This is a genomic window from Sphingomonas sp. IC-11 (genome assembly GCF_021043365.1).
Taxonomy (GTDB): domain Bacteria; phylum Pseudomonadota; class Alphaproteobacteria; order Sphingomonadales; family Sphingomonadaceae; genus Sphingomonas.
In genome coordinates, this window is the sequence record NZ_JAJNDU010000001.1 from 679,710 (window position 1) to 705,706 (window position 25,997).

The window sequence follows — 25,997 nt, forward strand, 5'->3', positions numbered from 1 at the left end:
GCAATCGCAGCGTTCTTCTTCGCACTTGCACAATAACCGGGTTCGACGCACATAGGGCGGGCCTTTCAGGCATCCTCTCCTAAAAACTTCCATGGGCTGGCCTTCGGGCCGGCCCTTTTTTTGTGCCTTTGCCGGCGCATAGCGCGTGCCGGCACCGCGCGCGAAAAACGCCGCCGGGCCGGCTACTCCAAAAGCGTTCGTGCGTATCTATCTTAGCGGAAACGGATACCGAAGGAGAAGCGGCTTGGCCGACAGCGACACACAAGCCACCAAATTGCAGGTTGCCAACGCCCGGCCGGAAGACAGCGGGCGCGGCATCGCGCACCTGCCGCGGGCGTTCATGGCGTCGCTTGGCCTGACCGAAGGCGATGTGATCGAGATCATCGGCAAGAAGACGACGCCGGCGCGCGCGGTGGGCCCGTATTCCGAGGACGAGGGGCTGGCGATCGTGCGCATCGACGGCCTGCAGCGCGCCAATGCGGGCGTCGGCTCGGGCGATTTCGTCGAGGTGCGCAAGGCCGAATCGAGCCCGGCGACGCGCGTCGTGTTCGCGCCGGCGGCGCAGAACCTGCGGCTGCAGGGATCGACGGTGGCGCTGAAGCGCACCTTTATCGGCCGGCCGCTGGCGCAGGGCGACGTGGTGGCGACCGCGGGGCACCAGCGGGTGGCGAACATGCCGCCGGGGATGCAGCAGTTCGTCAATGCGCCGGCCTATGCGTTGCAGGAAATCCGGCTGGTGGTCGTGTCCGCCGCGCCCAAGGGCATCGTCCACATCGACGAGAATACCGAAGTGGAGCTTCGGCCCGAATATGAGGAGCCGAGCGAGGCGCGCCGTGCCGACGTCACCTATGACGATATCGGCGGCATGGCGACGACGATCGACCAGCTGCGCGAGATGGTCGAGCTGCCGCTGCGCTACCCCGAATTGTTCCAGCGGCTGGGCGTCGACCCGCCCAAGGGCGTGCTGCTGCACGGGCCGCCCGGCACCGGCAAGACGCGGCTTGCGCGTGCCGTCGCCAACGAGAGCGACGCGCAATTCTTCCTGATCAACGGCCCCGAGATCATGGGTTCGGCCTATGGCGAGAGCGAGGGCCGGCTGCGGCAGGTGTTCGAGGAAGCGTCCAAATCCGCGCCCTCGATCGTGTTCATCGACGAGATCGATTCGATTGCGCCGAAGCGCGGGCAGGTGTCGGGCGAGGCGGAGAAGCGCGTCGTCGCGCAGCTCCTGACCCTGATGGACGGGCTGGAGGCGCGCGCGAACCTGGTCGTCATCGCCGCCACCAACCGGCCGGAAGCGATCGACGAGGCGCTGCGCCGGCCGGGCCGGTTCGACCGCGAGATCGTGGTGGGCGTGCCGGACGAGCGCGGGCGACGCGAAATCCTGGGCATCCACACCCGCGGCATGCCGCTGGGCGACAAGGTGGACCTGGACGAGCTGTCGCGCACGACCTTCGGCTTCGTCGGGGCGGACTTGGCGGCGCTGACCCGCGAGGCAGCGATCGAGGCGGTGCGGCGGATCATGCCGCGGCTGAACCTGGAGGAGCGGACCATCCCGCCCGAGGTGCTCGACACGCTGGCCGTGACCCGCGAGGACTTCATGGAGGCGCTGAAGCGCGTCCAGCCGAGCGCGATGCGCGAGGTGATGGTGCAGGCGCCGACCGTGCGCTGGGACGATGTCGGCGGGCTGGACGATGCGCAGATGCGCCTGAAGGAAGGCGTCGAGCTGCCGCTGAAGGATCCCGATGCGTTCCGCCGCCTCGGCATCCGGCCGGCCAAGGGCTTCCTGCTCTATGGGCCGCCAGGCACCGGCAAGACGCTGCTGGCGAAGGCCGTGGCGCGCGAGGCGGAGGCGAATTTCATCGCCACCAAATCGAGCGACCTCCTGAGCAAATGGTATGGCGAGAGCGAGCAGCAGATCGCCCGCCTGTTCCAGCGCGCGCGGCAAGTGGCGCCGACGGTGATCTTCATCGACGAACTCGACAGCCTGGTGCCGGCGCGCGGCGGTGGCCTCGGCGAGCCGCAGGTGACCGAGCGGGTGGTGAACACCATCCTTGCCGAGATGGACGGGCTGGAGGAATTGCAGTCCGTGGTGGTGATTGGTGCGACCAACCGGCCCAACCTGGTCGATCCCGCGCTGCTGCGGCCGGGGCGGTTCGACGAGCTGATCTATGTCGGCGTGCCGGACGAGGCCGGGCGGCGGCGGATCCTGGGCATCCAGACCGCCAAGATGCCGCTGGCGCATGACGTGGACCTTGACGTGGTGGCGCGGCGCACCGAGCGGTTCACCGGCGCCGACCTTGGCGACGTGGTGCGCCGCGCGGGCCTGATCGCGCTTCGCCGGTCGCTGGGCGCGCGCGAGGTGTACATGGGAGACTTCGAGGCGGCGCTGGAGGAATCCCGCGCCAGCGTGACCGAGGAAATGGAGCGCGATTACCAGCAGATCGCATCCAAGCTGAAGCAGGATGCGGCCTCGATCCAGCCGATCGGCTTCATCTCGCCGGGGCAGCTCAGCCCGCGCAACGACCGGCGCGACTGAATGCGAAACGGGGAGGGCGATGCCCTCCCCGTCATGGCATCCGTGTTGACGGGATCAGGCCGTGGTGGCCTCGGCCGCCGCCTCGCGATCCAGCTGCGCGCGGCTCTTGCGCTCGGCCGCGGTCTTGAGCTGACCGCAGGCAGCGTCGATGTCGCGGCCGCGCGGCGTGCGGACCGGCGCGGAGATGCCCGCCTCGAAGATGATGTTCGAGAAGGCGCGGATCCGCTCCGGCGTCGAACATTCATAAGCGGTGCCCGGCCAGGGATTGAACGGGATCAGATTGACCTTCGCGGGGAGGCGATAGTGGCGCAGCAGGCGGACCAGCTCGCGCGCGTCATCGTCCGAATCGTTCTTGTCCTTCAGCATCACATATTCGAAGGTGATGCGGCGGGCGTTGTTCGCGCCGGGGTAATCGGCGCACGCCTGAAGCAGTTCCTCGATGCCGTATTTGCGATTGAGCGGCACGATCTCGTCACGCACCGGCTTCGTCACGGCGTGGAGCGAGACGGCAAGGTTGACGCCGATCTCCGCGCCGGCGCGCGCCATCATCGGCACGACGCCCGAGGTCGAGAGCGTGATGCGGCGCTTCGACAAGGCAAGCCCGTCGCCGTCCATGACGACCGAGAGCGCGTCGCGCACATTGTCGAAATTGTACAGCGGCTCCCCCATGCCCATCATCACGATGTTGGTGAGCATGCGCCCTTCCGGCTGGCTCGGCCATTCGCCGAGGCCATCGCGCGCCAGCATCACCTGACCAACGATCTCGCCGGCGGTGAGGTTGCGCACCAGCTTCATCGTGCCGGTGTGGCAGAAGGTGCAGTTGAGCGTGCAGCCGACCTGGCTCGACACGCACAGGGTGCCGCGGTCCGCATCGGGGATGAAGACCATCTCGAAATCCTGGCCGTCGTCCGAGCGGAGCAGCCACTTGCGCGTGCCGTCCGACGACACCTGCGCCTCGACCACCTGCGGGCGACCGATCACAAAGCGTTCGGTGAGCCACGGGTGCTGCGCCTTCGCGATATCGGTCATCGCGGTGAATTCGGTCGCGCCGCGATTGTAGATCCAGTGCCAGATCTGCTTGGCGCGCAGCTTCGCCTGCCGCGGCTCGAGCCCGGCGGCGGCGAGCGTCTCGCGCAATTCGTCCTTGGACAGCCCGACGAGGTCAATACGGCCATCGACGCGCGGGGTGACCGCACGGGCGACGGGCACGGGATCGAAGTGCCCCGGGATGGGCATGGGAGCGGCCGACACTGTCTGCATCGCGCGCATATAGTGGAAAACAGCGGCCGTTTCCAGCCGCGGTTGCTACTTCAACGGCGCAAGTCGGCCTTAGCGTCTTGCACATTCGAGCGCGGCGGCATCGATCGCGGTAGCGGCACCACTCAAAGCATAGCTATCGGCGAAGGGCCGTCCGCGCATGCTGACTGCGGAGATGCTCATGCTGCGGCCGCCGCGCATCGCGGAGATGATCGCGCGGTCGGTGGCGGCGTCGGGCGACCATGCCGAGCGAGTGTTGCCGGACAGGGTGAAGCGGCGTTCTCCGATTGCGAGCGTGATCGGGGCTGCCTGTGCGCGCCGTTGGGAGAGGTAGATGTAAATTGCCGGCCGTCCGCTGCGCCCGAAGCGTGCAGCGACGCTGGCGAACCCTTCGGTTCGGGCGCGCATGGGCGCGCTGATCGCGTAGCAGCTGGCCGGTGATCCCTGGCGAAACGCACCCCAGGCGCCGTAAATGCCGACCGTCGCGCGCTCACCCGCCAACAGGCCGGCCAATGCCAAGACCATCGACAACAAACTAGCTCAGGTACAGTGGGTTAGGCCGGGGCATAGCCAGTGCCGAGGTGCACCACCGTCTCCCGGCCGCGCTCGATCATGGTTACCGTCCCCTGCGGGTGCCCCGCGAGAACCGGAGCGCCGCAAGGATCCACCGGTGCGCCGGTCATCACCCCTCGCATAACCCGACTGGAGATGCCGTGCATGATCACCAAGCGGTCGCCCTCGTCATCGTTGGTATCGGCAAGCCAGGTCGAGACGCGGGCGGCGATCGCCTCGTAACGCTCGCCGTCTGGGGCGCACCGCAGAAGACCGCGTTCATCCACAACGGGCCCCACTTCTCCGACAACGTCGGCATAATAACGGCCGCCCCAACTGCCCATGCCGATCTCGATCAGCCGATCGTCGTGACGCGCATCGTGCCAGTCGAGCTCAAGGTGTTCCGCGATAATCGCCAACGTCTGCAACGCCCGACCTGTCGACGACGCCCACATCGTCAGCTTCGGCTTGGGACCAAGGAAGTCGCGGAGAGCGCGCCCCATCTCCTCGGCTTGAGCAAAACCAGCGCGGGTGAGGGGCGTGTGCGGGGCATCACCTTGGAGCCGACGAGCAGCGTTGAAGACCGTTTCGCCGTGGCGGGCGACGAAATCGCGACCGCGACGCTCAAGAGGATTCATCGTCATATCCGCGTCATTGGTCGCAGCGGGCGCGAAAGCAACGGCTTTCGGCGCGGTCGTGTGTCGGACGTCAGCAGGAGAACGGAAAGAGGCGGGGCAACGCCGCCATCCCGGCGGCAGTTTGGGAATGAAAGGGAACCCATGCGCCTCTTGCTTATCTCCACCGCGGCCGTGGCCGCCATGATGACCACCCCCTGCGCAGCGCAGGAGAAGCCGGACTTCAGCGGCTTTCGCCTGGAGGCATTGGGTGGTTACGACCATCTCTCCGGAGGTGGCGACGGCAAGACCGGGTTCGTCTACGGTGCCGCTGCCGGCTATGATGCCGCGCTCGGTCGCGCCCGGCTCGGCCTCGAGGGCGAGATTACGGACTCGACAGTTCGACAGCGTGACGTCGACGTGCTTACCGCAGGTGATCGACTGCGCGCAGATGCGGGGCGAGACTTCTACATTGGCGTGCGCGCCGGCTACGTTCTATCCCCGAAGCTGATGGCCTATGCGAAAGCCGGCTACACCAATGCCCGGGTCAAAACGCGGTACACCACTGGTACGGTGACGACGCGAGAGGCGGAAAATCTCGATGGTTTTCGGCTCGGCGCGGGTCTGGAATATGCGATCTCTCCGCGCTTCTTCGTGAAGGGCGAGTACCGCTACTCTCACTACGGCGACCAGAACGGCGAGGAGATCGATGCCGATCGTCACCAGGTGATGGCCGGCGTGGGTGTGCGTTTCTGAGCCTTGAGGCTCAGCGTCTCTCGGAGGAGCGCCGGTCACGAACTGGCTGAGCTGCCCCATAAGCAGGTGCCGCGTCGGTAGGCCGGCACCTGCTGAGTTCAAGTCACTGTGGCGTAAAAACAACGAAAGATGCTGTTTATCTGACGTTCATGCAACAACCGCGTTGATCGCCCATTTGCGCACTGCCCGCCGACGTTGACGGCGGAAGTAGATGGAGTTTTTTATGCGTAACCTCATCCTGGCGACCCTTGCCGCCACCACCGTTCTCGCCGTTCCCGCGGCTGCGCAGGATGCCGGTCCGTTCACCGGCCCGCGCGCCGGCGTAATCCTCGGCTATGATGCGCTGCGTCCCGGTGACACCCAGGACTCGCTGATCCGCGGCGACCAGGGCAGCGACGGTTTCCTGTACGGCGGCGACATCGGCTATGATGTGGCGTTCAACAACCTCGTCGTCGGCGTGGAGGGCGAAATCACCGGCTCGACCGGCAAGGTCACCAACGATCCGCGCAACCCCAACGATTTCGGCTACGGCCGCGTGAAGGCGGGCCGTGACCTGTACATCGGCGGCCGCATCGGCGTGATCGCCGCGCCAACCACGCTCATCTACGGCAAGGTTGGCTACACCAACGCGCGCCTCGACCTGACTCGTGACGACACGGTCACGACCACGGGCCAGAACTTCAATCTCGACGGCTTCCGCCTTGGTGCGGGCGTTGAGCAGTCGCTGAGCCCGAACACCTATGCGAAGCTCGAGTACCGCTACTCCAACTATGGTGATGCGCGTCTGAACTACCCGAACGGCGCCAGCACCGGCACCTTCGGCGTCGACACCGATCGCCACCAGGTTGCAGCTGGTCTCGGCTTCCGCTTCTAAGCGGCAGATCGAACTATCTGGCGAAAAGGAGGGTCGGGGCGCTTGCTCCGGCCCTTTCTGTTTGGCTAGGAAACGGGCGAGTTGCCCCTGGTCGATTCCTGAGGGCTGGGGGATGAAGTGATGAAGGCGACGATCGAACGCGCAACGCTCCTGAAGGGGCTGAGCCATGTCCAATCGGTGGTGGAACGCCGCAACACCATTCCGATTTTGTCCAACGTACTGATCGAGGCGACTGCCGAGGGATCGCTGCGCCTGATGGCCACCGATCTCGACTTGCAGATCAACGAAAGCGTGGCCGCGGCGGTAGACCAGCCTGGCGCGACGACGGTTTCCGCGCACACCCTGTTCGACATTGCACGCAAACTGCCCGAGGGCGCGCAGGTGTCGCTCACAGCGGCGGAAGGTCGCATGACGATCGTGGCCGGCCGTGCACGATTCTCGCTCGGCACGCTGCCTCGCGATGATTTTCCCGTCATTGCCGAAGGTGAACTGCCGATTCAGTTCGAAATGCCGGCCGAGGCCTTGAAGCAGATCATCGACAAGACTCGCTTCGCCATCTCGACGGAAGAGACACGTTATTATCTGAACGGAATATTCCTGCACGTGTCGGAGGAAGGTGGTTCGCAGCCAGTGCTGAAGGCGGCGGCGACCGACGGTCACCGACTGGCACGGGTTACCTTGCCGCGACCGGAAGGCGCGGAAAACATGCCGGACGTGATTGTACCGCGGAAGTGTGTGGCGGAGCTGCGCAAGTTGCTTGACGAGATCGACGGCTCCGTCGGCGTGTCCCTGAGTGGCACCAAGATCCGCTTCGACCTGGGGCAGGCGATCCTGACGTCCAAGCTGATTGACGGCACGTTCCCGGATTACAGCCGCGTCATTCCGACCGGCAATGACAAGATCCTGAAGCTGGACCCGTCTGCCTTCATGGAAGGCGTGGACCGTGTCTCGACCATCGCGACCGAAAAGACGCGTGCGGTGAAGATGGCTCTTGATCGCGACAAGATCACCCTCTCGGTGACCAGCCCTGAAAATGGCACGGCCGCCGAGGAAGTGCCGGGCGAATATGTTGCGGCTCCGTTCGAGATCGGTTTCAACAGCCGTTACCTGCTCGATATCCTCGGCCAGATCGACGGTGATCTGGTGGAAGTGCACCTTGCCGATGCTGCTGCGCCGACCCTGATCCGTGAGAATGACAAGGCGCCGGCGCTCTATGTGCTGATGCCGATGCGCGTCTGACCCGGTGGGTTTGATGAATTGAAAAGGACCGGACAGTGCGCTGTCCGGTCCTTTTTCTTACTGGGCAGGAGAAGCTGGATTGCTCCTGCCGGAGAGCCAAATTCGCGGAGCCCGGATCAGACCTTCGCTTCGGCTGATCCGCCCTCGGCGTAGAGCGAGGCATAACGGCGGGTTACCACCGGCAAGTTCTCGTCGATCCAGCGGGCCATGCTTTCTTCCTCGCCGAGCGATTGCTTGAGCAATGGCAACGCTTTCGAGAAGCCGCCATCTTCCGCCATCACGAGCAGCGACTTGTAGGCCGCAATTTCGAAGTGCTCGAAGGCATAATTCGCGAAGCTGTTCTTGATGATCTCGTCGCCGGCAACGCTATGCGCCAGCGCGGCCATGCCGCCAGACATGCTGAGACCAAGATCCTTAAGCGCCGATCCGCTGCTGTCGAAATCCGCAAGCAGTTCATCGATCCGCGCAATTTGGCCATTCGTTTCATCGATGTGGAGCCGTAGGCGATCGGCCACCTCTGGATAGTTTTCGATCCGCGAGACCTGCGGTGTCATGATGGAAAGCGCCTGCTTTTCGACGGCGTGGGCGTTCTTCAGGCCTACTACGAACAACTCGCGCAGAACGTCTTGATTCGTCATGTCTTGAAGCTCCTTTGCTATGGAAACGCCGGGCATCACATCGGGTTGCCTGCCTGGCACCGTTCCAGTTCGACGGGATCGTGCGTGCAGGTCACGGTCACTTCATCGCGGCGCTCGATCGAAAGTGCGCGCAGCCGCGCCTGGTTCGCCAGCCGGCTGGTGGCATCCACCTCCATCAGCCGCTGATAGGCGCGCAGGCCCGGGGTGCACTTGCGCCGTGCCGATCTCATCTCGCCGCGGTAGAAATAGGCGTCGCCGGCATGGAGGAGCCAGCGGCCGCTGTCTTGCCGCACCGCTACGCCGGCATGGCCCCAGGTATGTCCTGGCAGAGGAACAAGCAGGATCTCGGGAGGCAGCCCGTCGAGATCCCGGACCGCATCGAAGCCGAACCATGGCTCTCCGCGCGCACTATAGCGGCGCCAGTTGTGCACGTCGTTCAGCTGCCGGGTTCGCCAGCGGTTACGGGCGACGATGCCGGCGCGTGGGCCAGTGGCGTCGTCATACTCGCGCTGCATCACGTGAACAAATGCGTTCGGAAAATCTTCCAGGCCGCCAGCATGATCGAAATCAAGATGCGTGACGACGATGTGCCGCACATCTGACGCCTGAAATCCCAAAGCCTCGATCTGCCGAATTGCGGTTTCGTGCTCGTGCAGCCGGATGTTCAGCATCATGCGCCAAGGGACCGAGATGCGAGGGTCCGGCCGCTGGTGGGGACGAGCGACGTCGCGCAGGCCATAACCGGTATCTACCAGCACCAGGCCGCGCGCCTCCGTTTCAATCAGAAGGCAATGGCAGACGATATGCCCGAGCGGACCGATGCTGCGCCCATCAAACAGCGCGCCCCCAAGCGGGCAATCCGTGCCGCAGTTCAGATGATGAATGCGCATCTCAGCTCCTCACCCAAGTCGGTGTCACCGGCGCACTGGCGTACGGGAACCATGAGCCCTCCAAAGGAGCGCTGCCACCATTCCTCCGCCCATCGATCAATTGGGCTGGCGTGTCTGCACATCCGCTGTTCTCCGCACCGCGACCCCGACAGAGGCCGACCAAACAACACGTGAGTCGCGAGGAAGTTGTCGAGCGGCGTGCGCCTTTTCGGGCGAATGCAGTGATCTGGATCAAGCTGGGGTACGATTTCAGCGTAGGGCGGGCCGTTCCCAGGCGAGAAGCAGCTGAACCTGACCCGCTTCCGGGGCTCTCGGCGCCTTGGAGCGGTGAGCGGCTGGATCGTATGGGCTGAACCGGCTAAGCGCCGTGCATGTCCACCACCTTCACCATCGATAGCTCGACCAGCCGCGCCACGCCCGTTTCCGCACCGATGAAGCGCGTGACCGTTCCTGCCGTGCGCCAGCGCAAGGGCAAGGAGCCGCTCGTGATGCTGACAGCTTATACGGTGCGCACGGCCCAGATTCTGGATCCGCACTGCGACATGCTGCTGGTGGGGGACAGCCTGGGGCAGGTGATCTACGGGCTGCCATCCACGGTGCCCGTCACGCTGGAGATGATGGCCGCGCACGGCGCAGCAGTGGTGCGCGGCAGTTACCACTCGATGGTGGTGGTCGATATGCCGTTCGGCAGCTACGAAAGCAGCCCAGAAAAGGCTTTTGAAAGCGCCGCCTGGCTCCTGAAGCAGACTGGGGCGGCTGCTGTGAAGCTGGAAGGCGGGACAGCGATGGCGCCGACGGTCGCGTTTTTGTCCGAGCGTGGCATCCCAGTGATGGGGCATGTCGGCCTGACCCCGCAGGCGGTGAATGCGCTGGGCGGCTATGGCGCGCGCGGCCGTTCGGAGGCCGAGGCGCAGAAGATTGTTGGCGACGCGCAGGCGGTGGCCGGTGCGGGTGCTTTCTCCGTCGTGATCGAAGGCGTGGTCGAGCCGATCGCCATCGAGATCACGCGCACGATCAACGTCCCGACGATCGGGATCGGCGCATCTGCGGAGTGCGACGGCCAGGTCCTGGTGGCCGAGGACATGCTCGGCATGTTTGAGCGCGTGCCGCGCTTCGTGAAGCGGTACGGCGACATGGCCGGCTATATTGGCAAGCGCGCCGCCACCTATGCCGAGGAAGTGCGTTCGCGCTCTTTCCCGACCGCAGAGCAGACCTACGCCCCGAAGGCGTGAGCGGCTTTCGTTTTCCGGCGCGCGCGACTAAGGTCCGCCGCCTTCCCGCCAAGTTGGAGTAAGCCGTGGCGCTCACGCCGCAAAATAACGAAGCATTCCTGCGCGAGGTCGATGAGGAACTGCGCAAGGAGCAGGCGGCCGCCTTGTGGCGGCGTTGGGGTCTTGCGATCGCTGCTCTCGTGGCGCTGGGACTTGCCATCTTTGCCGGCTATCTTTTCTGGCAGCATCGCCAGGGCGAGGCTGCGGGCCGCGAGGGAGAGCAGCTGCAGCTGGTCTGGGACAATTTGGCCGCAGGTCAGACTGCGAAGGCGACTCCACAGATCGCGGAGCTCGCCAAGTCGGATTCAAGCGGGTATCGGGCAATTGCCCTGTTCACGCAGGCAGATCTTTCTCTTCAGAAGAATGATCTGAAGAATGCAGCAGCGAAGTTCGGCGAGATTGCCGCCGATGAGTCGTTGGCCGAGCCGTTCCGACAGCTCGCGCTCGTCCGGCAGACCATGGCCGAATTCGACACGATCAAGCCCGAACAGGTCGTGGCGCGGCTGCGGGGTGTGGCGGTGCCGGAAAACGCTTACTTCGGCAGTGCTGGCGAACTGGTGGCGCTCGCTTATCTGAAACAGGGCCGCCGCGATCTGGCTGGGCGGCTATTCGGGCAATTGGCTCAGGCTGAGCAGGTGCCGCCGTCGATCCGTCAACGCGCCGTTCAGATGGCAGGCTTACTGGGCGTCGATGCTGTGCCGGCTGACGCAGGCGCGAAAGAGGACGTGACGAAGCAATGAGGAAGTCGATCGCCGCTCCTGTCGCGCTTGCCGCGTTGATGGGGCTCAGCGCCTGCGGGGTTTTCAAGTCTGACCCGAAGAAGACGCCGACGGTCGGTAACCGCGTACCTATTCTTGCAGCTGAAAATGCGGCGGAGGTTGATCCGGCGCTGTCAGGCGTTCAGGTGCTGCTGCCTCCGGCAGTCGCCAATGCGGAATGGTCTCAGCCGGGTGGCAATGCCTCCAAGTCGATGGGGCACCTGGCGCTCGGCGGGTCGCCATCGCGGCTGTGGAGCGCCACGATCGATGGTGGGTCCAATCGCCAGCGGCTCGGCGCAGCACCGGTCGTTGCCGAAGGGCGCGTCTTTGTCGTTGACGTAGACGCTCGTGTTCATGCTTTTTCTGCTGACAGTGGCGCAACGCAATGGACCGTAGCGCTATCCGACAGCGAAGAGAACAAGGCGGCGCGGTTCGGCGGCGGCGTCAGCTATGACGGCGGCCGAGTGTATGCCACGGACGGTCTTGGCGACGTCGTGGCCCTGAGCGTGACGGATGGTTCCGTGGCGTGGCGGGCAAAGCCGGGCGGGCCTTTGCGCGGCGCGCCGACGATCGCGAACGGCCAAGTCTATGTCCTGAGCCAGGACAACCAGCTGTACGCGCTCGATCAGAATGACGGCAAGGTGGTGTGGACCGGTACTGCCAGCGTGGAAACGCAGGGCGTGTTCGGTGTCGCGGCGCCAGCGGCGGCGGCCGGGACGATCGTGGCCGGCTTCTCGTCGGGCGAATTGAACGCCTATCGATATGAGAACGGGCGCACGCTGTGGCAGGATGCCTTGTCGCGCACGAGCATCTCGACTTCGGTGTCCAGCCTAGCCGACATTGATGCCGATCCGGTGATCGAGGATGGGCGCGCTTATGCCGTCGGTCAGGGGGGGCGCATGGTGGCGGTCGAAATTGCGACCGGCCAGCGGCTCTGGGAACAGAATTTCGCCAGCATCACGACCCCGTGGCTGGCCGGCGAGTGGCTTTTCGTCATCACCGATGACGCCCGCCTCGTTTGCCTTTCGCGCGCCAATGGCAAGGTGCGCTGGATCGGGCAGTTGCAGGCGTATCGTAACGTCGAGAAGAGGAAGGGCGCCTATACCTGGTACGGTCCCGTTCTGGCCGGCGACCGGCTGTGGCTGACCAATTCGCATGGTGAGCTTGTTGCTGCGTCTCCCGCTGATGGCAGCGTACAGGTGACGATCGATGCGGCGAAGTCGTTCACTTTGCCGCCGGTCGTGGCGAACCAGACGCTGTACGTTCTCGATCAGCAGGGCAAATTGTCCGCCTATCGTTGAGCCTTGCGGGGCGCCGCCGCTTCAGTGACGCCCCGTGCGGCCCTTGGTCGCCGATTATAGGCGATCGTGCTTTCGCTACTGCGGCGGGAGTTGTAGGGGCACGCGATGGCACGCCTTCCCACCGTCGCAATCGTTGGTCGACCTAATGTCGGCAAGTCGACGCTGTTCAACCGTCTTGTCGGAAAGAAGTTAGCGCTGGTCGATGATCGGCCCGGCGTCACTCGTGATCGCCGTGAAGGCGACGCGACCCTCCTCGGCCTCAATTTCCGCGTCGTGGATACTGCCGGCTACGAGGATCATGACGCTCACTCGCTCCCCGGCCGAATGCGCCTCCAGACGGAGGCGGCAGTGGCTGCCGCAGATGTGGCGCTGTTCATGGTCGATGCGCGCGCCGGCGTGGTGCCGTTGGACGAGGAGATCGCCCGCTGGCTGCGTGGATCCACGACGCCCATCGTGCTGGTCGCGAACAAAGCCGAGGGACGCGCGGGCGAACAGGGCATCCTGGAGGCACTGGCGCTCGGCTTTGGCGACCCAGTGCAGCTCTCCGCGGAGCATGGTGAAGGCGTTGCAGACCTGTTTGAGGCGCTTCTGCCACATCTTGAGCGCGAGGATGAGGCCGAAGCCGAATCGGATGACGATGAGGATCTCGCCGCTCCTCTAAAGCTCGCCATTGTTGGGCGGCCGAATGCCGGCAAGTCAACGCTGGTAAACCGGATGCTCGGTGAAGACCGTATGATCACCGGCCCTGAAGCCGGAATCACGCGCGATTCGATCGCAATCGATTGGGAGTGGCAGGGGCGACCCGTCCGGCTCATCGACACAGCCGGGATGCGCAAGCGGGCGAAGGTGCAGGACAAGCTGGAAAAGCTGTCGGTGGCGGATGCGCTACATGCCGTGGACTTTGCAGAGGTCGTCGTGCTTCTGCTGGACGCTACGCTTGGACTTGAGTCCCAGGACCTTCGCATTGCCGATCGCGTCTTGGAGGAAGGGCGTGCGCTGATCATCGCGCTGAACAAGTGGGACGTGGCGCAAGATCCGTCCTCTTTGTTCAATGGCGTTAAGGCAGCGCTTGGCGACGGGTTGAGCCAGGTAAAGGGGGTTCCGCTGATTACCGTGTCCGCAATGACGGGACGCGGCATCGATCAGCTGCTGTCGGCGGCTTTCGAAACAAGGGAGGCCTGGTCTCGCCGCGTGCCGACGGGCGAGCTAAACCGTTGGTTCGAACGCGCGATCGAAGCCAATCCGCCACCCGCCCCGGGGGGCAAGCGGATCAAGATGCGATACGTTACCCAAGTGAAAACACGGCCGCCGAGCTTTGTGATCTTCGGCACACGGGTCGACCAGCTTCCGGCGAGTTACGAGCGCTATCTGGTAAACTCGCTGCGTCGCGATCTGGGCTTTGGTGCGGTTCCCATCCGTCTCACACTTCGCGCCCCGAAGAATCCATTTGGGGGACAATGACTATCTTCTCTTTACGCGCGCTATATTAGCCTGCGATGGAGAAGCATTCGGTCGCTTCGGGCCTGATTGAGGGACAAGATCGTGTCGTTCGAAGGTAGCACCCTTGTAGACTGGCCCTCGTTCGCCAAAACAAAGGCTGAGCTTGGCGCTGACCTGCTGCGTATCCTGGGTTACTTCCGCGAGGACGGGGTTAAATCAGTATCTGCCATCGAAGATGCGATGCGCGCCGGGAACGCTGCTGGTCTGGTGATCCCGGCTCATACATTAAAGGGCGAAGCGCGTCAGTTCGGCGCGTTTCCGCTGGCCGACCTTGCCGAGAAGATCGAGTTCGTTGCCCGCGATCTCGTGGAAACCCGCGACACGCCGGAAGCGGTGCTTGAAGACGTCGTGGGGCTCCGCCCATTGTTCACGCAAACGCTTGCGCTGCTGGAGCGCGAAGCCACTCCCGTGAGGGATCGCCGACCCGTGCTGGGCTTTGGCCGCCGTCCGGTTCAGGGTGGCGGCTTCGGTCGGGCCTGAGCGCCATCTGAGAGCGGGTGGTTGCTGCCCATCAAAGCGCTGGCGATCGGTGGCATAGCGAAGCCGTTGGCTGACCTTGATCAACCCTGACATTGATCCTGGATAATATGTCGCGCGAGCGTGTGACCAAGCCCGCGCGACGACAAGGTGTCAGCCGTGCGGCTTGTCCGCTTCGGCGTTGAGCTGAATGTAGTTCTGCAGGCCCATCCGCTCGATCATCTCGAACTGGCGCTCCAGCGTGTCTACATGCTCTTCCTCGCTGAGCAGGATCCGCGTGAACAGGTCGCGGCTGCCGAAGTCCTTGACCTCTTCGCAATAGGTGATCGCGGCCTTGAGTTGTGCGACAGCCTCGATCTCCATGGCGAGATCGGCCTTGAGCACCTCCTCAACGGTTTCGCCAATGCGCAGACGGCCGAGGAGCTGGAAATTGGGCAGGCCATCAAGGAACAGGATGCGCTCCGCCAGCCAATCGGCGTGCTTCATCTCGTCGATGGATTCGTGCCGCTCATATTCAGCAAGCTTCTTGACGCCCCAATGCTCGAGCAGTCGGTAATGCAGCCAATATTGGTTGATGGCCGTTAGTTCATTCTTGAGCGTCTCGTTCAGAAACTCGATGACGCGCGCGTCGCCCTTCATTGTAGTGCCTCCGTGTTGGCATCGCCTCTACCTTGGCGAACCTACATGCAGCAATCAAAAAAGGGCGGATTTCTGCGGATTTTAAAAGCTGCGACTGTTACGCAGCAGCACGCTCTTCATCGATAATCGCTCGCGCAAACGGCGTGCACTGACCACATTTCGGCTGGCGCCCCAACGACCGATAAGCCTGGCACGCAGTTGTCGACCCAGCACGCGCGGCTTCACGAACTTGGCTTTCCCGGATGGCGTTGCAAACGCAGACAACCAATGGACCACTCCTTCTTGCGGCACGTCAGGTACCGCTAGTGCGAGGAGTTCGCAAGTAGTTTTGCGCATGGTTCTCAAAAGCGGTTCTCAGCCGTTGGTCGCAGTTGATTCATTTTACCTTGTGCAAGGGAGCGCCAGAGCCACTCGAACGGCCCATAGCGGAATCGGCGCAGCCACAGATGTGACCACACTAGCATCAGGACCCATATCGTCAGGACGACTGGATAAAGTTGCCACCGGGTCAGGTACCCGAACCACCCGAGGCCGTAACCGCAGAACACGAAGGTGCAGACGAGGCTGGTACACAGATAGTTGCTGAGCGCGGTGCGCCCGACGGCGACCAGTCGGGCGACGAATGGGGAACAGTACCCCATCTTAACGCAAAGAATGATGACGGCCGCATGCGCCAGCGTCATTCCCGGGCGGAGAAGCACCAGGTGAAGCGGGTCGGAAAGTAACAGAGTGATCGGATCGAAACCCGAACGATCAATCCACCACACCAAAGGTAGATACAACGGCAGGCACAGACCGTAACCGACAAACAGCACGGATTCGTATCGACGGCGTGACCACCCGCCGCTGAAGAATCCGCTTCGGTACAGCGCCATGCCGAGGAGCATCAGGGCGATCGTCTCCGGGAGCGTGGCTGGCAGGGCGTGTCGATGTGCCTCGGCGGTCATGGCAAAGCGCATCGGCAGCACATTGCTCCAGCCTCCGCGGAATGCCTCTAGCTCTGCGGTGGGGACGGCACGAAGCTGGTCCAGGCTGTTCCGATATTTCGTCCATTCGTCGCGAAGAGAAGTGGACGCGTGAGTAGCAGTCGCCCGCTCCTGGAACTGACGTGCAGCAGCATAATCCAGTGTGCCGCTTGCAAGCTGCGCCGCCATGAGCAGCGCTGCGACCGCAACCAGACGAGAGGTGTCCCAGCGCCAGGCGAAGAAAACGACGCAGCCGCAAAGCGCGTAGAGTACCAGGATGTCGCCGGACCAGATCATGTACGCGTGCACCATGCCGATCCCAAGCAGGCTGACCATGCGGGCAGCGTGCCGCCGTATGGGTGAAGCGCCGCTCGCAACCGTTCTCTCGGCAATCAGGATCGTCGAGGCGCCAAACAGCATCGTGAAGAGGCCGCGCATCTTGCCGTCCGCCAAAACAAAGGCGAGCGCCCACGCCCACCAATCGGCTCCGGTCGCGCCACCATAGAATGTCGGATCGCTATAGGCATAGCGTGGCAGCCCGAAGCTCACGATGTTGAGCAGCAGGATGCCCATCACCGCGAAACCGCGCACGGCGTCGATCGTCTGGATCCGGGCAGTCTCCGCAACCGTCCTGACTTGGTCAGGAGAAGGCGCCTGGACTGCGAAAGGCTGCTGGGTCAGTCGATGAGCTCGCCGGCTTGATCGCCGTGTCCACGACGGACCCGGCGGCGCGCGTTCTTGCGGCGAGGCGATACCCTCTCGAGGGCGATGATCGTGACGACCAGCAGAACCAAAATACTGGCGAAGAAGATTCCGTAATCGGACGATAGATCAAATCGAAGCAGGCCCATGATCAGCTCGTCAGCCTAGCCCCCAAGGGCCAATCCGTGCTGCGATACAGCTGTCCGGGCAGGGAGGAAAGCCTTCAGCCAACCGGACGCGCCGTCTGCCGGAACGCGCGCCACTCGTCACGGGCTGCGAGCAGTTTGCGTCGAACCAGATCGTACAGCGCAGTATCACGCTGGTTAAATGCAGCGATCATCTCGCGAAGCGCGGGCGTGTCCTCGACCGCATTGTCGGCCGTGTCCTCCGTCTTGCGCTTGTGTTCAGAAGGCATCCGATCATGACCGAGCAACAACGACAGGATATTGAATGAGAGAGGGTACATCTCGAGCAAGCCGATGAAGGCATAGTTGGTGCTGATGAAGACATCGATCTCGGCTGGCGTGCGGACGTTTCCCGGCATGACGAACCTGGCCATCTTGTCCTGAGTCTCTGATGCCTCAACGTAGCTTTCAATCGTCGGGAAGCGCTCGATCGTCTCCTTGTACGTGGGGTGCGTTGGGGTACGCGAATATCGATAGTCCGAAATGACCCGCTTCACCGGGTCACGCAGGAACGTGAAAGCACGTGTGTCTTGGCGCGCCGCCCGAATGGGCTCAGCCTGCGTCCATGAGAAGTGGCCGGAGCAGGATCGCGCTGCCATCAGCGCACCGCTGTCGATCACAGTCGCGATCTCGTCCTCGATCCGGGAAAAGGTCACGGTGTCGCCATAGAAATAGCGGCGATGGATGTTGTGATAAGGCGGGCGCATCCGGTCCAGCTCTGCCGAAAGCGATGACCCGGCAGTCTTGGGGATGTGGATAAACACGCAGAGTTCGCGGTCGAAGCGGTTCGAGTTGACGAACTCTTGCAGCGTACCCCGAGTAATGTCGCCAAACCCCACGATCGATCCTTTTGTTAAGCCGTGCCGGCGGCGATGGACGCAGCGAATGACAATCTACAAGCGGGCATCCGACCAGGCGTGAGGCGAAGGCATCAAGCTGCCGGTCGCAATCTCCGACGTTCCGGACGGTTATTATTCTCCAGGACGTCGTCCGCGATTCGCACGATCGGCGCGCGCTCAGTGACGTTTCGACCGATCCGCAGCCCCGGCGATTCGTAGATGCGTATGCCCAGGGCGAAGCTGTCGGCGAGTCGATTGTTTTCAACCAATCCGCTGGCGTGAGCGAACATCAAGGCGTCGTCTCCTGTGCCGCGAAAATCGTTGCCGGTCACCAGATGGCCTCGCGTCTGACTCGGTTGCATCGGGTGGCCGATCTGAGGCCCGCCACTGCTACTCGCCAAAGCGAAGCGGATGCCGTTGATCGGTGGGGGCGGCGAGATCGAACAATCCTCAATCGTCACATAGTCGACGCGATGGAAGATGCCCCGAGTTTCCATCAACCAGCGGACGCCGCGAAAGGTGATGTGCGCACCGTCCGTGAAGCGATAGGCGTCACGACCAAATTTGGATTTTACGCCTATAAGATCGCCGGGCCGAAGCCGGGGCATGTTTCGGCCTTCCCGCAAGTTGAAGTGCCACCTGCCCTTTCCGCCCGGCGCTCGGACCGCTGACAGCCAGTTTACCTGCGGTTGCTCGACGTCGATCTGTGGCCCTTGCGGCGTCTCGTTGAAGCGGCGCAGCCATTTCCGATTGACCTCGCGGCCGTCGGCATATTCTTCCTGTACATTCGATAGCAGGCTCGTAGGCGCCGGAAAGCCTTGCGGTATATCGATGGTCACGGAATTCGGCGTCAGCGCCACGACATGGCCCTGCGTCGTTTCGATCTTCCGCCTCGTCATGGTGAGGTCCGCGACGGTGACGCAGCTGGTGCGTCGGCCCATGATTCCGACTAAATCGTCGTCAGTGATGATTGTGGTGCGGTCTTTGCCCGCGCCGGTGATCGTCAGCATGCCGGGGCAAGCGTCGATACGCGATAGATCGATAGAGGCGGCGCGTGCATCGCCGCCACTCAAATCATGAACGCCTGCGGGAAGGGCGATCGTGTAGCGCGATCCCGGCGATCGGGCGATCGCCGCTCGCGCATCAGCAATCGCGCCGGCGAGCGAAACTTGGGTCACGGTGCTCAGCCGCTGACCCGCCAACTGCCCGGACTGGGCGGAGAGCTGGGCGCTTCCCGCCAACGAGAGAAGCGCCGCGCCGCTCATCATTGCGGCATAAAGGCCGGCGGCGCGGCCGGTTGCCTTGGTGGCGCGCGTCAACGCTTCAACTCCCGCACTGGCGCTCCGTCGCGCAAGGAGACACCCCTGCGATCGGCTGCGCGTTTAGCGGCGAGGTAGGCAGCGCCCACAGTTGTGAGCGCGAGAAAGCCAACCACCAGCGCGTCAGCGGCCATCATGATCCACACGAGCCATTCCGGCCGCCCGATCGCGCCATAACCAAGGACGTAGTGCAGCGCCATCAGCGGTAGTGCGCCGGCCACCATATACGCCACTGTACGCCAGAAACTGCCGGCCATGATCGCGATTGAGCGCAGGGGGCCGATCTGCGCATTGCCGAGCGGCCAGGCCACCAGCCACGCGGCAAGGTAAACCGCGACGACGCTGACCCCTACTGTCGTGATCAGCTCAGCATAGGAGGACAGACGCGGCGCAAGGCCCAGCACGACGCCAATGGGAGGACCGAAAAGCGCCAGCCATTGCCATGCCGCCTGGATACCGAATTGCACCCCGAAAAGGGTTGCGGCCGGCCGCTCGATCCGCTTTGCCCGACGTGCGTCGCGATTCCAGGCGATGAAGCGTACGAACCAATAGCCCGGCAGAAGGAGGGCCAGGACCTTGGCAAAGCCAAGGGTAAGACGCCGTTGATCGAACGCGGCGGAGGCGGTGAGGCCGTGCTGGTAGAACCCGAGATCTATTTCTACAACGTGTTGCGCAAACTCGATCACGACCGGGATCGAAAACAGGATCGGCAACGCCAGTGCGAACGCCGCACCGTCCGCATATAGCTGTTTTACGTCCCGCCACATGGTGGAAGGCTTTAGGGAAGTATCGAACCCGCCGCGAGTGCGGTGATGACGGACCGTGACACGAATGGTCCGTTGCGGGGATTACCGTGCTCCAGCGAAAACCGGAGCACGGGATGACCAACCGATATCAGGCCGTGAGGAGACGCTTTTCGCCAGCGATCTTCATCATCGCCTTTTGCAGCTTCTCAAAGGCGCGAACCTCGATCTGACGGACACGCTCACGGCTGACGCCGTACACCTGGCTGAGCTCCTCCAGGGTCTTCGGATCGTCCGTGAGACGACGCTCGGTCAGGATGTGCTTCTCGCGATCGTTGAGGCTGTCCATCGCGTTGACGAGCATGCCGTGACGAACGTCCGCTTCTTGAGCTTCAGCGACGACCTGATCCTGCAGGGGCGAGTCATCCTGCAGCCAATCCTGCCACTGGCCCTCGCCATCCTCGCGCATGGAGACGTTGAGCGACGTGTCGCCGCCCATCGCCATGCGGCGATTCATGCTGACCACATCTGCCTCGGTCACGCCGAGGTCGGTGGCGATCTTCTGCACGTCCTCGGGGCGCAGGTCGCCGTCCTCAAACGCATCGAGTCGCGCCTTCATGCGCCGAAGGTTGAAGAACAGCTTCTTCTGCGCCGCGGTGGTGCCCATCTTCACAAGGCTCCACGACCGCAGGATGAATTCCTGGATCGAGGCGCGAATCCACCACATCGCATAGGTGGCGAGACGGAAGCCGCGATCCGGCTCGAACTTCTTCACACCCTGCATCAGGCCGATGTTGCCCTCGCTGATCAGCTCGGACACGGGCAAGCCATACCCGCGATAACCCATCGCGATCTTCGCAACGAGACGCAGGTGGCTGGTGACCAACTGGGCTGCCGCCTCCGGATCGCCATGTTCCTGAAAACGCTTCGCGAGCATATACTCCTGCTCGGGCGCCAGGATGGGGAACTTCTTGATCTCGGCGAGGTAGCGGTTGAGGCTCTGCTCGCCGCCGAGCGCGGGGATCGTCGCAGGGACGTTGCCGCTAGCCATGAGTACCTAATCTCCCTTTCCGGGGAAACGCCCGTCGCCTGTTGGCGAGGCGCTTTGACCCTATACGTCGAGTTGACTGAACAGTTCCTGCATGTCTGCAGGCATCACGCTTTCGAACGATAAAGCGACACTTGTGATCGGATGAACGAACCCCAGCCTGGCGGCGTGAAGCGCCTGGCGGCGGAATGAAAGTTCATCAAGTTGACGCTTATGAGCTGGTTTTGTTCTACCATAGACCGGGTCGCCCAGCAAGGCGTGGCCGATCGAGGCCATGTGCACGCGGACCTGGTGCGTGCGTCCGGTTTCCAGCCGGCATTCCACCAACGCAGCTTCGCGCAGGCGCTGCTCCGTACGGTAGTGCGTGACCGCTCGCTTGCCATTCGAGACAATCGCCACCTTCTTGCGGTTGTGCGGCGAGCGGGCGAGCGGGGCATCCACAGTGCCCGCAGGCGGCATGGGATAGCCGCCGACGATCGCCTTGTAACGGCGGTCGATCGTATGCGCGGCAAATTGCTTCGCCAGGCCTTCATGCGCGCGATCAGTCTTGGCCGCGACCATCAGGCCGGAGGTATCCTTGTCGATGCGGTGGACAATCCCCGGCCGGGCAACCCCGCCGATACCCGAAAGCGAGCCGCCACAATGATGCAGCAATGCGTTTACCAGCGTCCCGTCCAGATTGCCGGCAGCGGGATGGACCACCAGCCCCGCAGGCTTGTCGATAACGATGAGGTGTTCATCCTCGAACGCCACCACGAGCGGAATATCCTGCGCTTCGTTGTGCGCGGGCGCCGGCGCCGGGACAGCGACCGCGAAAACCTCTCCAGCGGACGCACGCTTCGCAGGATCGCGGACCAACGTGCCGTCCCGTTCAACGTGCCCTGCGTTGATCAGCACCTTGAGCCGCTCACGCGAAAGGGTAGGCACGGCATCCGCCAGGGCGCGATCCAGCCGCCAGCCATCTGCAGCTGGAGCGATGGTCGCTTGAATGACAGAAACCCCCCGGTCCATTGAGTGTACTAGATGGATATGACGCTCCAGATTTCAAGATTGCTGGCTGCCCAAATCGTTTCGGAAACGATGCGTTTTCCGGTTGAGACCTGCGGGCTCCTACTGGGCAAGGATAGCGTCGTGGAAGCAATCGAGCCATGCGATAACGTCCACCCCGAGCCAGCTACCCATTTCGAACTGGATCCCGCAGCCCTGTTCCGTGCCCTGCGGCGGGCGCGTGCAGGCGGGCTGCAGGTGATCGGGCATTATCATTCACATCCGTCCGGCATCGCGATCCCCTCCGCGACTGATGCTGCCCAGGCGGCTCCCGATGGCGCCTTTTGGATGATCGTGGCAGGTACCGATCTGACCGCGTGGCGCGCATCAAGCGACGGAGCGGTGCACGGCCGCTTTGATCCGGTGGCGCTCGCCATTGCACCCTAAAGTCGGCTGCGTCATGGAGCGGTAATGACGATTGATCCCGTTGAGTTCGCAAGCCTCCTTTGCTCGCGGTTGTGCCATGATCTGCTGTCGCCGATCGGGGCCCTCAACAACGGGCTGGAGCTGCTTGCCGACGAAACCGACCCGGCAATGCGCGAGCGGTGCATGGAGCTGATGGCCGAAAGCGCGCGCACGTCGGCGGCAAAGCTCAAGTTCTTCCGCCTGGCGTTCGGGGCGGCTGGTGGCTTCGGCGAAGCGGTAGACACGCGGGAAGCGCAGCAGGCAATCGAGGGGCTGTTCGGCGAGACCAAGCGATTGCAGGTCAATTGGCTCGTGGATGAGCCGATGATGCCAAAGGCGGCAATCAAGGTGCTGCTCAACATGGCGATGATCGCCGGCGACACTCTGGTCCGCGGCGGCTCGCTCGATATCGGTAGCGAGACGAACGAAACCGCCATCGAGATCGTGCTAAAGGTCGAGGGGCCCCGCATCACCCTGGACGAAGAGCTGCGATCGACGCTGGTGGAAGGGCAGGCCTCCGAAGCGATCACCCCGCGCGCCGCCGCCGCCTTCCTGGTGCATGAAATGGTGAAAAGCGCGCAAGGACGCGTGCTGGTCAGCGCGCCGGCAGACAATGTCATGCTGTTCGGCGCGACGATGCGCCCAAGGTAAACCAGGAATTTACCCGTGCCGGTGCAAGGCCGGTACGCAATGGACGATCTGCTGCAGGAATTTATCGCGGAAACCCGCGAGACATTGGCCGCTCTGTCAGGCGAGATCGTCGCTTGGGAGGCAGATCCGTCCGATCGCGCGCGGCTCGATGCGATCTTCCGCTTCGTTCACACCGTCAAAGGCAGTTGCGGGTTCCTGGATCTGCCGAGGCTCGCCCGGCTGAGCCATGCGGCCGAGGACGTGCTTCAGGCGGTACGCTCCGGCGAGCGGGCCCCAGATGCTCAGCTCGTATCCGCGGTACTCGCGATCATCGACCGGATCGGCGAGATCGTGGAAGCGATCGATGCTGGCGCGGGACTGGACGACAGCGGCGAAGACCTGCTGCTCGCCGCGCTGGAGGGGAAAGAGAGCCCGGCGCCGCTGAAGCTGGTACCGCCGACGCCAGCGAACGCCAATGCGCCAAGGGCGGCGACCCGAAGCATTCGGCTATCCGTCGACCTGCTCGACCGGATGATGAACGGCGTGTCGGAGATGGTGCTGGCGCGCAACGAGCTTGCCCGCCGGCTGCGCGAGAGTGGCGATCCGTCGCTTGAGACCGCCATCGATCGGCTCTCGCTCACCGTTTCGGAACTGCGGGATACCGTCACCCGCACCCGAATGCAGGCAATCGAATCGCTGTTCTCGGCCTTGCCGCGGCTGGTTCGCGACACTGCGGGAACACTGGGCAAGAAGGTGTCCCTGGCCATCGACGGAGCGGACGTCGAGCTTGATCGCGAGATGATCGAACTGCTGCGTGATCCGCTTGTTCACATCGTGCGCAACGCGATCGATCACGGCATCGAAGCGCCGGACGACCGGCGGCGCGCAGGCAAGCCGGAGGCCGGGCGGCTGTCGATTGTCGCACGGCAGTCCGGCAACCGGATTATCGTCGAAATCAGCGACGACGGGTGCGGCATCGACACGGCGCGGCTGCTGAAGAAGCGCATCGAGCAGGAGCCTGCGCGCGCGGCGGAACTGAGCGCGCTGAGCGAACGGGCACGGCTGGATCTCGTGTTCGAACCCGGGCTTTCGTCGCGCGATGATGTGACCGCGACGTCGGGGCGCGGCGTCGGGATGGATGTGGTGCGCACCAACGTCGAGCAGATCGGCGGCAGCATCCGGCTTCACAATATTCCCGGTCGGGGCCTGACGACGACCATCGAAGTACCGCTCACGCTGGCGATCCTGTCGGCGGTCATCATCGGTGCCGGGTCGGATCGTTATGCCGTGCCGCGGCAGGCGGTTGAAGAGATCGTGGCTGTCAACTCGGCGGCCGTGCGCATCGACACCGTGGGCGACGCGCTGCTGGCGACGGTGAGGGGAAGGCGGCTGCCGGTGGTGAGGCTTGGCGAGGTGCTGGGAACCACCGAAACGCTCGGCGACATGCTGATGATCGTGAACCTGCCCGGTGGCAGCTTTGCGCTCGGGGTGGATTGCGTCGACGACACGCAGGAACTCGTCGTGAAGCCGGTCGCACCCGCAGTGATGGCGGCGGGCCTGTATGCGGGGCAGATGTTGCCCGATACGGGCGTACCGTTGCTGCTGCTGGACTGTGCCGGTGTCGCTGCGGCGGCTGGCGTTTCGTTCGAGCGCGCGGTGGAAGCCGAGGTTGAAGAGAAAGAGCCGGTCGCTGAGGGGACGTCGGCGCTGCTGTTCGAGGCGCTAGACGGCGAGCGGCGGTTGATCCCGTTAAGTGCGGTGGAGCGCATCGAAGCGGTTCAGGCGGAAGCGATCCGTCAAGCCGGCGGGCGGTGGTGGGCGACGGCGCGTGAGGGACTGACAGCGCTGTTCGTCGATACGGAGGCGCCGCTGACAGAAGGGGAGCTGGCGGTGCTGATGCTGCCCGATGTGGAAACCGCCACCGGATTTCTCGTCCGCCGCGCGCTCGATATCGTCACTTACAGCGATGACCTCTTGCCCTCGGGCAAGTTCGGGGTCAGCGGCATCCTGGTGCTGGATGGCGAGCCGGTTGAGGTGATCGACCCGGCTTGCCTGACGCAGCAACCCGCCGGCAGCGGCACGCCCCCGATCTGCCTGATGCAAGGCGGCGATACCGCATGGGTTGAGGCGATGCTGAGCCCGTTGATCGAGGCTGCCGGCTATCGTGTGACGCACCAGCTGGCGCCGGGCGAGAGGGCGGCGGTGACGTTGGCCGCCGGTGACGACGTACCGGCCGGGGGGCAAGTGGTACGGCTGACCCGCGATCCTGACACCGGCCGGCCGCTGCTGGATTCCCGTGCGCTGGCCAATGCGCTGGCGGCGGGGGCAGGGCGATGAGCGGCACGCTTCATCTCCTCGCGCACGTAGGCGGCCGCGCCATCGCGGTTCCGGCGGATGCCGTGGAGTCGGTCGTTGATATCGCCACGATCGTGGCGGCACCACGCGCGCATCCGGCAGTACGCGGCCTGGCGGCGCTGCGCAGCCGGGTGGTAACGGTGATCGACACCTGGCGCTTGCTCGATCTTCCGCCGCCGGACGAGGACGCAAGGCGTGCGATCATCACGGTGGTGGATGGGCATCACCATGCGGTGCTCGTCGATACGCTGGAAGATGTTGCACCGATCGAAGTGGAGCCGGTGCCGCCGGGCCTATCGTTCGGCCAGCGCTGGGCCGATGTAACGACCGGATCGGCAGACCGCGGCGGGGAACCGCTGCTGGTGATCGATATCGCTCGGCTGGTCAGCTCGATCGTGGCGGCCGGTTAACACCGTTCTTACGCTTGCCGTCCCATAATTGATGAACCAGCCAATGA

At 63.7% G+C, this 25,997-nt stretch carries 27 protein-coding genes; 13 read left to right on the top strand and 14 right to left on the bottom strand.

Annotated features, from left to right (window positions below; translation table 11 throughout):
- Positions 1-244 precede the first annotated feature (244 nt).
- A complete protein-coding gene (locus LQ954_RS03215) occupies positions 245-2,536 on the top strand; it encodes a CDC48 family AAA ATPase (RefSeq protein WP_231021930.1) in 2,292 nt (763 codons plus the stop codon).
- A gap of 54 nt (positions 2,537-2,590) precedes the next feature.
- Here LQ954_RS03215 and rlmN read toward each other — a convergent pair whose 3' ends face one another.
- The 3 genes from rlmN to LQ954_RS03230 form a co-directional block, all read right to left on the bottom strand.
- Positions 2,591-3,796 (bottom strand): 23S rRNA (adenine(2503)-C(2))-methyltransferase RlmN, encoded by a 1,206-nt coding sequence (gene rlmN, locus LQ954_RS03220; protein ID WP_231021931.1) that lies wholly within the window; start codon positions 3,794-3,796, stop codon positions 2,591-2,593.
- Between the two features lie 69 nt (positions 3,797-3,865).
- Positions 3,866-4,318: an invasion associated locus B family protein gene (locus tag LQ954_RS03225; RefSeq protein WP_231022707.1), complete on the bottom strand. Its 453-nt coding sequence runs from the start codon at positions 4,316-4,318 to the stop codon at positions 3,866-3,868.
- 29 nt (positions 4,319-4,347) lie between these two features.
- On the bottom strand, positions 4,348-4,989 hold the full coding sequence (locus tag LQ954_RS03230) for a histidine phosphatase family protein (protein ID WP_227770878.1): 642 nt from the start codon (positions 4,987-4,989) through the stop codon (positions 4,348-4,350).
- 135 nt (positions 4,990-5,124) lie between these two features.
- On the opposite strand from LQ954_RS03230, the gene LQ954_RS03235 reads away from it, so the two are divergent.
- The 3 genes from LQ954_RS03235 (at position 5,125) to dnaN (ending at position 7,828) form a co-directional block, all read left to right on the top strand.
- Complete coding sequence (locus LQ954_RS03235; RefSeq protein ID WP_231021933.1) at positions 5,125-5,715, top strand: outer membrane protein; 591 nt, start codon at positions 5,125-5,127, stop codon at positions 5,713-5,715.
- A 223-nt stretch (positions 5,716-5,938) separates the two neighbouring features.
- Positions 5,939-6,589 (top strand): outer membrane protein, encoded by a 651-nt coding sequence (locus LQ954_RS03240; RefSeq protein ID WP_227770876.1) that lies wholly within the window; start codon positions 5,939-5,941, stop codon positions 6,587-6,589.
- Positions 6,590-6,709: 120 nt separating this feature from the next.
- The gene (gene dnaN, locus LQ954_RS03245; RefSeq protein ID WP_231021935.1) at positions 6,710-7,828 is read left to right on the top strand and encodes a DNA polymerase III subunit beta; all 1,119 of its coding nucleotides are present in this window, start codon (positions 6,710-6,712) and stop codon (positions 7,826-7,828) included.
- A 116-nt stretch (positions 7,829-7,944) separates the two neighbouring features.
- On the opposite strand, the gene LQ954_RS03250 is transcribed toward dnaN, so the two are convergent.
- Both LQ954_RS03250 and LQ954_RS03255 read right to left on the bottom strand, forming a co-directional pair.
- On the bottom strand, positions 7,945-8,466 hold the full coding sequence (locus LQ954_RS03250; RefSeq protein WP_227770874.1) for a ferritin-like domain-containing protein: 522 nt from the start codon (positions 8,464-8,466) through the stop codon (positions 7,945-7,947).
- A gap of 35 nt (positions 8,467-8,501) precedes the next feature.
- A complete protein-coding gene (locus tag LQ954_RS03255) occupies positions 8,502-9,356 on the bottom strand; it encodes an MBL fold metallo-hydrolase (protein ID WP_231021937.1) in 855 nt (284 codons plus the stop codon).
- A 371-nt stretch (positions 9,357-9,727) separates the two neighbouring features.
- On the opposite strand from LQ954_RS03255, the gene panB reads away from it, so the two are divergent.
- The 5 genes from panB (at position 9,728) to LQ954_RS03280 (ending at position 14,666) form a co-directional block, all read left to right on the top strand.
- Entirely contained in the window at positions 9,728-10,588 is an 861-nt protein-coding gene (panB, locus tag LQ954_RS03260) for a 3-methyl-2-oxobutanoate hydroxymethyltransferase (protein ID WP_231021939.1), read from the top strand.
- A gap of 65 nt (positions 10,589-10,653) precedes the next feature.
- Entirely contained in the window at positions 10,654-11,367 is a 714-nt protein-coding gene (locus LQ954_RS03265; RefSeq protein ID WP_231021942.1) for a tetratricopeptide repeat protein, read from the top strand.
- Positions 11,364-12,686 carry an outer membrane protein assembly factor BamB family protein gene (locus LQ954_RS03270; protein ID WP_231021944.1) on the top strand — a complete coding sequence of 441 codons (1,323 nt, stop codon included), beginning with the start codon at positions 11,364-11,366 and terminating at the stop codon, positions 12,684-12,686. Before LQ954_RS03265 ends, LQ954_RS03270 begins: the two co-directional genes overlap by 4 nt.
- A gap of 105 nt (positions 12,687-12,791) precedes the next feature.
- Positions 12,792-14,147, top strand: coding sequence for a ribosome biogenesis GTPase Der (gene der, locus LQ954_RS03275; RefSeq protein ID WP_227770869.1), 1,356 nt, complete (start codon positions 12,792-12,794; stop codon positions 14,145-14,147).
- Positions 14,148-14,228: 81 nt separating this feature from the next.
- Complete coding sequence (locus LQ954_RS03280) at positions 14,229-14,666, top strand: Hpt domain-containing protein (protein WP_227770868.1); 438 nt, start codon at positions 14,229-14,231, stop codon at positions 14,664-14,666.
- 150 nt (positions 14,667-14,816) lie between these two features.
- On the opposite strand, the gene bfr is transcribed toward LQ954_RS03280, so the two are convergent.
- From bfr to LQ954_RS03325, 9 genes are all read right to left on the bottom strand, one after another.
- Positions 14,817-15,302, bottom strand: a complete 486-nt coding sequence (bfr, locus tag LQ954_RS03285; RefSeq protein ID WP_227770867.1) for a bacterioferritin — start codon at positions 15,300-15,302, stop codon at positions 14,817-14,819.
- 97 nt (positions 15,303-15,399) lie between these two features.
- Positions 15,400-15,570, bottom strand: coding sequence for a (2Fe-2S)-binding protein (locus LQ954_RS03290; protein WP_227770866.1), 171 nt, complete (start codon positions 15,568-15,570; stop codon positions 15,400-15,402).
- 73 nt (positions 15,571-15,643) lie between these two features.
- Positions 15,644-16,858, bottom strand: a complete 1,215-nt coding sequence (locus LQ954_RS16200) for a DUF418 domain-containing protein (protein WP_231021945.1) — start codon at positions 16,856-16,858, stop codon at positions 15,644-15,646.
- Between the two features lie 86 nt (positions 16,859-16,944).
- The gene (locus tag LQ954_RS03300) at positions 16,945-17,118 is read right to left on the bottom strand and encodes a hypothetical protein (RefSeq protein ID WP_227770864.1); all 174 of its coding nucleotides are present in this window, start codon (positions 17,116-17,118) and stop codon (positions 16,945-16,947) included.
- Positions 17,119-17,192: 74 nt separating this feature from the next.
- Positions 17,193-17,993, bottom strand: coding sequence for a sulfotransferase family 2 domain-containing protein (locus LQ954_RS03305; RefSeq protein ID WP_231021947.1), 801 nt, complete (start codon positions 17,991-17,993; stop codon positions 17,193-17,195).
- Between the two features lie 92 nt (positions 17,994-18,085).
- Positions 18,086-19,312, bottom strand: coding sequence for a hypothetical protein (locus LQ954_RS03310; protein ID WP_227770862.1), 1,227 nt, complete (start codon positions 19,310-19,312; stop codon positions 18,086-18,088).
- Entirely contained in the window at positions 19,309-20,079 is a 771-nt protein-coding gene (locus LQ954_RS03315) for a hypothetical protein (protein WP_231021948.1), read from the bottom strand. The genes LQ954_RS03310 and LQ954_RS03315 overlap by 4 nt, the downstream gene beginning before the upstream one ends.
- A gap of 127 nt (positions 20,080-20,206) precedes the next feature.
- Positions 20,207-21,106: an RNA polymerase sigma factor RpoH gene (gene rpoH, locus LQ954_RS03320; protein ID WP_227770860.1), complete on the bottom strand. Its 900-nt coding sequence runs from the start codon at positions 21,104-21,106 to the stop codon at positions 20,207-20,209.
- 60 nt (positions 21,107-21,166) lie between these two features.
- A complete protein-coding gene (locus tag LQ954_RS03325) occupies positions 21,167-22,114 on the bottom strand; it encodes an RluA family pseudouridine synthase (protein WP_227770859.1) in 948 nt (315 codons plus the stop codon).
- Positions 22,115-22,126: 12 nt separating this feature from the next.
- Here LQ954_RS03325 and LQ954_RS03330 point away from each other — a divergent pair, with 12 nt between their 5' ends.
- The 4 genes from LQ954_RS03330 to LQ954_RS03345 are packed head-to-tail and all read left to right on the top strand — an operon-like array spanning position 22,127 to position 25,950.
- Complete coding sequence (locus LQ954_RS03330; RefSeq protein ID WP_330999932.1) at positions 22,127-22,537, top strand: M67 family metallopeptidase; 411 nt, start codon at positions 22,127-22,129, stop codon at positions 22,535-22,537.
- A 24-nt stretch (positions 22,538-22,561) separates the two neighbouring features.
- Positions 22,562-23,206 carry a histidine phosphotransferase family protein gene (locus LQ954_RS03335; protein WP_227770858.1) on the top strand — a complete coding sequence of 215 codons (645 nt, stop codon included), beginning with the start codon at positions 22,562-22,564 and terminating at the stop codon, positions 23,204-23,206.
- A 39-nt stretch (positions 23,207-23,245) separates the two neighbouring features.
- Entirely contained in the window at positions 23,246-25,522 is a 2,277-nt protein-coding gene (locus LQ954_RS03340) for a chemotaxis protein CheA (protein WP_231021951.1), read from the top strand.
- Positions 25,519-25,950 (top strand): chemotaxis protein CheW, encoded by a 432-nt coding sequence (locus LQ954_RS03345; RefSeq protein ID WP_231021953.1) that lies wholly within the window; start codon positions 25,519-25,521, stop codon positions 25,948-25,950. The genes LQ954_RS03340 and LQ954_RS03345 overlap by 4 nt, the downstream gene beginning before the upstream one ends.
- Positions 25,951-25,997: the final 47 nt, after the last annotated feature.

Bases quoted from the DNA above. Each gene is read 5' to 3' on its own strand.
- LQ954_RS03270 (WP_231021944.1), top strand. From the start codon at position 11,364: ATGAGGAAGTCGATCGCCGCTCCTGTCGCGCTTGCCGCGTTGATGGGG.
- rlmN (WP_231021931.1), bottom strand. From the start codon at position 3,796: ATGCAGACAGTGTCGGCCGCTCCCATGCCCATCCCGGGGCACTTCGAT.
- panB (WP_231021939.1), top strand. From the start codon at position 9,728: ATGTCCACCACCTTCACCATCGATAGCTCGACCAGCCGCGCCACGCCC.
- LQ954_RS03225 (WP_231022707.1), bottom strand. From the start codon at position 4,318: ATGGTCTTGGCATTGGCCGGCCTGTTGGCGGGTGAGCGCGCGACGGTC.
- LQ954_RS03255 (WP_231021937.1), bottom strand. From the start codon at position 9,356: ATGCGCATTCATCATCTGAACTGCGGCACGGATTGCCCGCTTGGGGGC.
- LQ954_RS03235 (WP_231021933.1), top strand. From the start codon at position 5,125: ATGCGCCTCTTGCTTATCTCCACCGCGGCCGTGGCCGCCATGATGACC.
- LQ954_RS03330 (WP_330999932.1), top strand. From the start codon at position 22,127: ATGGATATGACGCTCCAGATTTCAAGATTGCTGGCTGCCCAAATCGTT.
- LQ954_RS03240 (WP_227770876.1), top strand. From the start codon at position 5,939: ATGCGTAACCTCATCCTGGCGACCCTTGCCGCCACCACCGTTCTCGCC.
- der (WP_227770869.1), top strand. From the start codon at position 12,792: ATGGCACGCCTTCCCACCGTCGCAATCGTTGGTCGACCTAATGTCGGC.
- LQ954_RS03315 (WP_231021948.1), bottom strand. From the start codon at position 20,079: ATGTGGCGGGACGTAAAACAGCTATATGCGGACGGTGCGGCGTTCGCA.
- LQ954_RS03345 (WP_231021953.1), top strand. From the start codon at position 25,519: ATGAGCGGCACGCTTCATCTCCTCGCGCACGTAGGCGGCCGCGCCATC.
- LQ954_RS03230 (WP_227770878.1), bottom strand. From the start codon at position 4,989: ATGACGATGAATCCTCTTGAGCGTCGCGGTCGCGATTTCGTCGCCCGC.
- LQ954_RS03250 (WP_227770874.1), bottom strand. From the start codon at position 8,466: ATGACGAATCAAGACGTTCTGCGCGAGTTGTTCGTAGTAGGCCTGAAG.
- LQ954_RS03325 (WP_227770859.1), bottom strand. From the start codon at position 22,114: ATGGACCGGGGGGTTTCTGTCATTCAAGCGACCATCGCTCCAGCTGCA.
- bfr (WP_227770867.1), bottom strand. From the start codon at position 15,302: ATGAAGGGCGACGCGCGCGTCATCGAGTTTCTGAACGAGACGCTCAAG.
- LQ954_RS03340 (WP_231021951.1), top strand. From the start codon at position 23,246: ATGGACGATCTGCTGCAGGAATTTATCGCGGAAACCCGCGAGACATTG.
- LQ954_RS03300 (WP_227770864.1), bottom strand. From the start codon at position 17,118: ATGGGCCTGCTTCGATTTGATCTATCGTCCGATTACGGAATCTTCTTC.
- rpoH (WP_227770860.1), bottom strand. From the start codon at position 21,106: ATGGCTAGCGGCAACGTCCCTGCGACGATCCCCGCGCTCGGCGGCGAG.
- dnaN (WP_231021935.1), top strand. From the start codon at position 6,710: ATGAAGGCGACGATCGAACGCGCAACGCTCCTGAAGGGGCTGAGCCAT.
- LQ954_RS03335 (WP_227770858.1), top strand. From the start codon at position 22,562: ATGACGATTGATCCCGTTGAGTTCGCAAGCCTCCTTTGCTCGCGGTTG.